General features: G+C 65.2%; 8 protein-coding genes. 3 read left to right on the top strand and 5 right to left on the bottom strand.

What is annotated here, in order from left to right:
• The 3 genes from AC1D00_RS17520 to thiD all read right to left on the bottom strand — a co-directional run.
• Positions 1-828: glycosyltransferase family 4 protein (locus AC1D00_RS17520; RefSeq protein WP_477011524.1), on the bottom strand; the 828-nt coding region annotated here is incomplete at its 3' end.
• On the bottom strand, positions 828-1,640 hold the full coding sequence (locus tag AC1D00_RS17515; protein WP_011088645.1) for a UDP-2,3-diacylglucosamine diphosphatase: 813 nt from the start codon (positions 1,638-1,640) through the stop codon (positions 828-830). The genes AC1D00_RS17520 and AC1D00_RS17515, both read right to left, overlap by 1 nt.
• Before the next feature lie 214 nt (positions 1,641-1,854).
• Positions 1,855-2,655, bottom strand: a complete 801-nt coding sequence (gene thiD, locus AC1D00_RS17510) for a bifunctional hydroxymethylpyrimidine kinase/phosphomethylpyrimidine kinase (protein ID WP_477011523.1) — start codon at positions 2,653-2,655, stop codon at positions 1,855-1,857.
• A 307-nt stretch (positions 2,656-2,962) separates the two neighbouring features.
• On the opposite strand from thiD, the gene AC1D00_RS17505 reads away from it, so the two are divergent.
• Both AC1D00_RS17505 and AC1D00_RS17500 read left to right on the top strand, forming a co-directional pair.
• Positions 2,963-4,942, top strand: a complete 1,980-nt coding sequence (locus tag AC1D00_RS17505; protein WP_477011522.1) for a PAS domain S-box protein — start codon at positions 2,963-2,965, stop codon at positions 4,940-4,942.
• A gap of 114 nt (positions 4,943-5,056) precedes the next feature.
• The gene (locus tag AC1D00_RS17500; RefSeq protein WP_027545146.1) at positions 5,057-5,302 is read left to right on the top strand and encodes an Lrp/AsnC ligand binding domain-containing protein; all 246 of its coding nucleotides are present in this window, start codon (positions 5,057-5,059) and stop codon (positions 5,300-5,302) included.
• A gap of 70 nt (positions 5,303-5,372) precedes the next feature.
• Here AC1D00_RS17500 and AC1D00_RS17495 read toward each other — a convergent pair whose 3' ends face one another.
• Positions 5,373-6,299: a c-type cytochrome gene (locus tag AC1D00_RS17495; protein WP_477011521.1), complete on the bottom strand. Its 927-nt coding sequence runs from the start codon at positions 6,297-6,299 to the stop codon at positions 5,373-5,375.
• A 154-nt stretch (positions 6,300-6,453) separates the two neighbouring features.
• Here AC1D00_RS17495 and AC1D00_RS17490 point away from each other — a divergent pair, with 154 nt between their 5' ends.
• A complete protein-coding gene (locus tag AC1D00_RS17490; protein ID WP_135174648.1) occupies positions 6,454-6,873 on the top strand; it encodes a CHRD domain-containing protein in 420 nt (139 codons plus the stop codon).
• 94 nt (positions 6,874-6,967) lie between these two features.
• Here AC1D00_RS17490 and AC1D00_RS17485 read toward each other — a convergent pair.
• Positions 6,968-7,682 (bottom strand): PLP-dependent transferase (locus tag AC1D00_RS17485; RefSeq protein ID WP_477011520.1); only part of this gene is annotated, 715 nt, incomplete at its 5' end.

Genomic DNA, 7,682 nt, shown 5'->3' with positions numbered 1-7,682 from the left:
GAAGGCCGCGACCGGCAGGCCGCTTGCGAGCGCTTCCAGCAGCACCAGGCCGAAGGTATCGGTCTTGCTGGGAAACACGAACACGTCGGCGGCCGCATAGATGTCCGCCAGCGCCTCGCCGTGCTTCTCGCCGAGGAAGATCGCGTCGGGATAGGCCTCTTCGAGCGAAGCCCGCGCCGGGCCGTCGCCGACGACCACCTTGGTGCCCGGCAGCTTGAGGTCGAGGAACGCCTCGAGATTCTTTTCCACCGCGACGCGGCCGACCGAGAGGAACACCGGGGCCGGCAAGCAGAGATCGATCGCGCGGGGATGGAATAAGTGCGTGTCGACGCCGCGCGGCCACAGCACGACATTGTCAAAGCCGCGCTCGGTCAGCTCGCGGGCGAGCGCCGGGGTCGCCGCCATCACGGCACGGCTCGGCGCATGGAAGCGGCGCAGCGCCCGCCAGATCAGGGATTCCGGAACCGGCACCCTGGCGCGGACATATTCGGGGAAGCGGGTGTGGAAGCTGGTCGTGAACGGCAGCTTGCGCTGTCGGCAATAGCGGCGGACCATCAGGCCGATCGGCCCTTCGGTCGCGATATGGATGCTGTCGGGCCGGGCTTCCTCGATCAGCTTCGCGATTCGCGCCGGGCGCGGCATCGCGAGCCGCACGTCGCGATAGCTCGGCATCGCGAAGGTGCGGAACGATTGCGGCGTCAGGAACGTGAACTCGACGCCAAGACCTTCAACGTTAAGCCCTTGGGCGGCGTCAGCAAGCTTGGTCAGCGTCCGAACCACACCGTTGACTTGCGGGTGCCAGGCGTCGGTCGCGACCAGGATGCGCATCAAGCGGCCCTTGCTGCGACCTGCGGCACGGCTGCCGGCTTCTGCGCCTGATCCGCCCAGGTGATGATCTCGAAATGGCCGTCGTCGTGCTCGACCAGCGCGGTGCAGCTCTCCACCCAGTCGCCGCAATTCATGTAGCGAATGCCGGCCTCGTCGCGGATCACGGCATAGTGGATGTGGCCGCAGATCACGCCGTCGGCGTCGTGACGGCGCGCTTCGGCGGCGAGCGCCTGCTCGAACGCGCCGATATAGTTGACGGCGTTCTTGACCTTCTGCTTGGCCCATTGCGACAGCGACCAATAGGGCACCTTGAACATGCGCCGGAAGAAGTTGACGAAGCGATTCATCTGGATCGCGAAGTCGTAGGCCTTGTCGCCGAGATGGGCGAGCCAGCGCGCGTTCTGCACCACGAGGTCGAAGATGTCGCCGTGGATGACGAGATAGCGCTTGCCGTCCACGCCGGTGTGGACGGTGTTCTCGACCACGTCGATACCGCCGAAATGCGTGCCGTAATAATTGCGCAGGAACTCGTCGTGATTGCCGGGGATGTAGATCACCTTGGCGCCCTTGCGCGCCTTGCGCAAAAGCTTCTGGACGAGGTCGTTATGCGATTGCGGCCAGTGCCAGCTCGATTTCAGCGCCCAGCCGTCGACGATGTCGCCGACGAGGTAGATCGTCTCGGCGTCATGGTAGCGCAGGAAGTCGAGCAGAAGGTCGGCTTGTGAACCGCGGGCTCCGAGATGAACGTCGGAGATAAACAAGGTGCGAAAGCGCCTTTCAGGGCTCTCGTCACTCACATCGTAGCTTCCCATGCGACAGCCTGTAACAATATCCCGTGACAGGGGGATGACCGATTGAACCTTTGAGGCACCTCAGATACGAATCAAACCTCGCCTCGCCCTCCYCGCGAATATCAGTCGCATGCGACAATCAGGCGACATGAAGCGGCCATGGCTGTCCGCAAAAGCCCGGCCCCGTCGCCTTATTGGTTAACGGCGGGGGCCGGCGCGCAGCTCGAAGCCGGCGTCAGTAGAACTTGTGGAAATGATGGATCGGCCCGTGGCCGTGGCCGACGCTGAAGCGGTCAGCAGCCGCAATCGCGGCGCTGATCCAGGCCTTGGCGTTGCGCACCGCCTGTTCGAGCGTCTCGCCCCTGGCAAGACCCGCCGCCACGGCCGAGGACAGCGAGCAGCCGGTGCCATGGGTGTTTCGGGTGGCAACGCGGGGCGCAGCGAGCGCGATCGTGCTTTCGGACGTGACAAGATAGTCGATGCTCTCGGCACCCTCGCCGTGCCCGCCCTTGATCAGGACGGCACGGCAGTCGAGCGCCAGCAGGCGCCGCCCCTGGCTTTCGATCCCGGCCTCGCTGGCCGCCACCTGCTCGCCGAGCAGAGCCGCCGCCTCCGGCAGGTTCGGCGTGATCACCGAGGCCAGCGGCATCAGTCGTGTGCGCAGGGCTTCCACGGCTTCGGACGCCAGCAAGCGATCGCCTGACGTTGCGACCATCACGGGATCGAGCACCACATGGCGCGGCTTCCAGCGCGCCAGTGCGGCCGCGATCGCATCGATGCTGGCGGCCTGGGCCACCATGCCGATCTTCACCGCGCCGACGTCGAGATCGGAGAACACCGCATCGATCTGCGCAGTGACGAAATCAGCCGGCACCGCGTGAATGCCGGTGACACCGCGCGTGTTCTGCGCCGTCAGCGCCGTGATCGCGGAGGCGCCGTAGACGCCGAGCGCCGCGAAGGTCTTGAGATCCGCCTGGATGCCGGCGCCGCCGCTCGAGTCGGAGCCGGCAATGGTGAGCGCCACGGGCGTCGTCATCGCCGGAAACAGTCGTTTGAGAGGAACACCGCCATGGCCTGTCCTAGCGCGACCATGGAACGCCAGCAAGCGGGGCCGGCCGCGGCAGCGGTGATTTGCGGCACCGCCGATCCGGGCCCAGGCGGTCAGGCGGAGCCGATCCTGCCAGCATTGTCGCCCCGAATCAGGCACATGCTGCAATATACGGCCCGACACGGCCTCGGCCCTTGGCCTCCACCATCGATGAGTGAGACCTTGGGCGGCAGAGCCGTCCAACGGCACCAATGCTGCGGGCCGACCCGACCTGCTAGCCTCTCGGGGTGGAACCATGTGGGCCTTCTTCGAACGTCTCCTCGACTCCTCGATGTTCTCGCCACACGGGATCTGCCTGCTCTGGGAGCCCGAACTGATCTGGCTGCACGTCGTCTCGGACGCCTGCATCGCCGCAGCCTATTTCTCGATCCCGTTTGCGCTCGCGATCCTCGTCACCAAGCGGCGCGACCTCAAGTTCGGGTGGGTCTACTGGGCGTTCGCGATCTTCATCATGGCGTGCGGCCTGACGCATCTGCTGTCGATCTACACGCTCTGGGTCCCGGTCTACGGCATCGAGGGCATGGTCAAGGCGGCGACGGCCATTGCATCTGTCTTCACCGCCGGTGCGCTCTGGCCGCTGCTGCCGAAGATCCTGACGATCCCCTCGGCGTTCGAGTTCCGGCAGGTCCAGGCCGCGCTTGAGGTGGAGGAGACCAAGAGCCGGGATGCAGCCCAGCTGCTCGGACAGGTCCGTGAAGCCCAGCGCGCGCTGCGCGAGAGCATGACGCGCCTCACCGCCGTGGTCGAGACCGCGGTCGACGGCGTCATCCTGTTCGACGCGCAAGCCCACATTCTGCTGTTCAATCCCGCCTGCGAACGGTTGTTCGGCTATCGCGCCGACGAGGTCATGAACCGCGACATCGGCATGCTGATGTCCAGCGAGGCGAGGCCCTCATCCACGGGGCATGCGCGGCGCTTCGCAACCGGGGAAGCCGGCGGCCTGCGCAAGGACGGATCGACCTTTCCGATGAATCTGTCGGTGGGCCAGGCGTGGCAGGACGGCGAGCTGATCTACGTCGGAATCGTCCACGACCTGACCACGCGCAAGCTGACCGAGCAGCAGCTTCAGCAGGCGCAGAAGATGGAAACGGTCGGCCAGCTCTCCGGCGGCATCGCCCACGACTTCAACAATCTGCTCACCGTCATCATCGGCAACGCGGAATTTCTCAGCGACCAGCTCAAGGCCCGTCCCGACCTCAGGCGTTTTGCCGACGATATCTGCCTGTCGGGCGAGCGGGGCGCGGAGCTGACGCAGCGGCTGCTCGCGTTCAGCCGCCGCCAATTGCTGCAACCGCGCGCGATCGAGTGCCGCGACCTCCTCGAGTCCATGCACAAGCTGCTCAAGCGTACCTTGCGCGAAAACATCGAGATCGGGACGGCGTTCGGTCCCGGCTCCATCATGGCCTTCGCCGACCGCGCCCAGCTCGAATCCGCAGTCCTCAATCTCGCGCTCAACGCGCAGGACGCCATGCCGGCGGGCGGGCATCTCACCCTGAGCACCGAGCTCGCCGCGATCGACGACGACTATCGCGCGCTTCACCCGGAAGTGGCCTCCGGCAGCTACGCCCTGATCTCCGTCACCGATGACGGCGAAGGCATGACGCCTGACGTCATCGAGCATGCTTTCGAGCCGTTCTTCACCACCAAGGAAGTCGGCAAGGGCTCGGGCCTCGGCCTCAGCATGGTCTATGGCTTCGCCAAGCAATCCGACGGCCATGTCGCGATCTATAGCGAGCAGGGCCTTGGGACGACGGTCCGGCTCTACCTGCCGCGCGCCGGTGCCGGACAATCGGTGGCCGACGTGCAGGAGAGCGAGGAGGCGGCGCCGCGAGGCTACGAGACGATCCTGATCGCGGAGGACGATCCGTTCGTGCGCTCCTCGGCCATCCGCAGGGTGGAATCGCTTGGCTATCGCGTGATTGCGGCCGTCAACGGCAAAGAGGCCCTGCAGCGACTGCGCACCGATCCCAGCATCGACATGCTGTTCACCGATATCGTGATGCCCGGAGGCATGAGCGGCTGGGAGCTCGCCGATCAGGCCCGGCTCATTCGCCCCGGTCTCCCGGTCCTGTTCACCTCGGGCTACGCGCTGGAGACCCTGGTCGAGCAGGGCCGAGCGCGCACGCAATCGATCCTTCTGACCAAGCCCTATCGCAAGATCGAGCTTGCGCAGCGGCTCCGGGACGCATTCGCCGCGGCGGCCCTGATCTCATAGGGCAGGACCGGCACCCGCGCGAGGCGATCTCTCCCGGGCGCCCAGCAAGTTCGCTTGCCAAGCCCGGCCGGTTTTGGCCTATTAGCCGTCAGATATGCCTTCGGAGTGACTGCAATGGTACCTTTTTTCGTCCAGATCAAATGCAAGCTCGGCCAGTCCTACACGGTCGCCAACGCGCTTGCCGAAGCCGAGATCGCCTCCGAGATCTACTCCACCGCCGGCCAATACGATTTGCTGGTGAAGTTCTACCTCGACAAGGACACCGACATCGGCCACTTCGTCAACGAGAAGGTGCAGGTGCTGCCCGGCATCCAGGACACGCTCACCATCATCACCTTCAAGGCGTTCGGCACGGGCTAGCTGCCCGGAATTGACGCAAGCAAAGGATGCTGGCGCGATCCCTGCGTGCCAATCGGGGGAAGGACCGGCCTTACGCGCCACCCTCCTTGCGTTTCGGGCGCGGCGGACCGTCCACCGGCGGCAACGACTTGACGTAATCCGCCATCGCCGCGATGTCCTCGTCCGACAATTGCGAGGTGTTCTTGATCACACGTGTCATCGCGCCGCCGACGCTGTCGCCCTCGGGCAATTCGCCCGTCTTCAGGAGGTTGGCGATATCCTTCGCGCTCCATTCGCCGATGCCCTTTTGCGTGATGTTCGGAACCCACCCCTCGCCTTCCGGATTGGGCCCGCCGGCAAAGCGCTGTGCGGTGATGATGCCGCCGAGCAGATTGCGCGGGCTATGACACTCCGCGCAATGGCCGAAGCCGTTGACGAGATAGGCGCCGCGATTCCATTGCGGCGAGTGCGTCGCATCCGCGACGAACGGCTTGCCATCCATGAACAGCGATTTCCAGATGCCGACATTGCGGCGGATGTTGAACGGAAACGGCAGGTCGTGGTCGCGCACTTTGCCGGACACCGGCGGCAGCGTCTTCAGGTAGGCGAAGAGATCGCGAACGTCCTCGACCCTCGCCAGACGGTAGGACGTGTAGGGAAATGCCGGGAAGTAGTGCTTGCCCTCGGGCGACACGCCGCGCATCACGGCGCTGACGAAATCGGCCTCGCTCCAGCGCCCGATGCCGTCGGCGGGATCGGGGGAAATGTTGGGCGCATAGAACGTGCCGAATGGCGAGCCGAGCGCCAGGCCCCCGCCGAGCCGCAAGCGGTCGGGCTGGTTGGGCACGGCATGGCAGGATGAGCAGCCGCCGACGTTGAAGATCTCCTGCCCGTTCGCAAGATCCGGCGCGCGGGATGGCAACGGCACGGCCGATGCAGCCGGCGCCGTCAGCCACCAATAGACGCCGAAGCCTGCAACGGCGGCCATCAGCATGACAAGAATTGTTCGTCGCAGCATCGATATATCCCGTGGAGATCAGGCGAACTTACGGATTCGGCGGCGGCCGCTCCAGCCACGAATAATTTAGATGGTTTGATCCCGTTCCGGGAATAAACTCGGACGCGCACTGTTTGCAGGTTCATAGCAATCAGGCGTCAACAGGGAGAGACCCATGAACAAAGCACTTTTTGCCACGCTGGCACTCGGAGCTGCCGTCGCGTTCGCCGCCCCGGCCAGCGCGGAGAAACTGAAGGCGACGCTGGATGGCAAGTCCGAAGTGCCCGCCACCACCAGCAGCGCCACTGGAACGGCCGACCTGGACTATGACGCCGCGAGCAAGAAGCTCTCCTGGAAGGTGACCTATTCGGGCCTCTCCGGCCCCGCCACCGCCGCTCATTTCCACGGGCCCGCCGAGGCCGGCAAGAACGCCGGCGTCGCGGTCGCGATCCCGAATGCGGCGTCGAGCCCGGTCGAGGGCTCTGCAACCCTGACCGACGCGCAGGCCGCCGATCTGCTGGCCGGCAAGCTCTACGTCAACATTCACACCGCGGCCAATCCGGGCGGCGAGATCCGCGGTCAGGTGACGAAGTAAGCTTTAACGGCGGCTTCGTCGGCGAAGGCCGGGTGCTGGGGGGCGCCCGGCCTTTTCGATTCGAGAGAAGCATTTGAAATCAACAGCCGGGAGCCTAAGCCGCACTCAGCGCCTGCGCGAGATCCGCGATCAAATCCGACGGATTTTCGATGCCGATCGACAGCCGGATCGTGGAATCGAGAACGCCGATTTTCTGGCGGATGTCGGCGGGAACGCCGGAATGGGTCATCGTCGCAGGCAGGCTGGCAAGCGACTCGGTGCCGCCGAGGCTCACCGCGAGCTTGAKGATTTGCAGCGCATTGAGGAATTTGACCGCGGCTTCCTTGCCGCCGACGATGTCGAACGAGAACGTGGAGCCCGCCCCCAGGCACTGCCTTGCGAACACGCGTCCGGCCGGCGAGGCCTCTTCATGGTGACCGAGATAGTGGACCTTCGCCACCTTGTCATGATCGCGCAGGTAGTCCGCGACGAGCCGCGCATTCGCATCGGCTTTTTCCATCCGCAGGCTCAGCGTCTCGAGCGAGCGGTTGATCATCCAGCAGGAATGCGGATCGAGCTGGGTGCCGATGGCGCCGCGCAGCGCCTTGATGCCCTTCATGATCGCCTTCGAGCCGAGCGCGGCGCCCGCGATCAGGTCGGAATGACCGCCGACATACTTCGTCAGCGAGTACAGCGAGAGGTCGGCGCCGTGCTCGATCGGCCGCTGAAACACCGGCCCGAGCAGCGTGTTGTCGCAGGCGATGATCGGCGTGTGTCCCTGGGCCTTTCCGATCGCATCGGCGATGCGGCGGATCATCGCGACGTCGACC

It is taken from the genome of Bradyrhizobium sp. P2_E8 (genome assembly GCF_056403875.1).
The sequence above is the reverse complement of the archived record's forward strand: the minus strand, read 5'-3'. Positions and strand labels throughout refer to the sequence as shown.

Excerpts from the sequence above, each read along its gene's own strand:
- AC1D00_RS17515 (WP_011088645.1), bottom strand. The coding sequence starts at position 1,640 with ATGGGAAGCTACGATGTGAGTGACGAGAGCCCTGAAAGGCGCTTTCGC.
- thiD (WP_477011523.1), bottom strand. The coding sequence starts at position 2,655 with ATGACGACGCCCGTGGCGCTCACCATTGCCGGCTCCGACTCGAGCGGC.
- AC1D00_RS17505 (WP_477011522.1), top strand. The coding sequence starts at position 2,963 with ATGTGGGCCTTCTTCGAACGTCTCCTCGACTCCTCGATGTTCTCGCCA.
- AC1D00_RS17500 (WP_027545146.1), top strand. The coding sequence starts at position 5,057 with ATGGTACCTTTTTTCGTCCAGATCAAATGCAAGCTCGGCCAGTCCTAC.
- AC1D00_RS17495 (WP_477011521.1), bottom strand. The coding sequence starts at position 6,299 with ATGCTGCGACGAACAATTCTTGTCATGCTGATGGCCGCCGTTGCAGGC.
- AC1D00_RS17490 (WP_135174648.1), top strand. The coding sequence starts at position 6,454 with ATGAACAAAGCACTTTTTGCCACGCTGGCACTCGGAGCTGCCGTCGCG.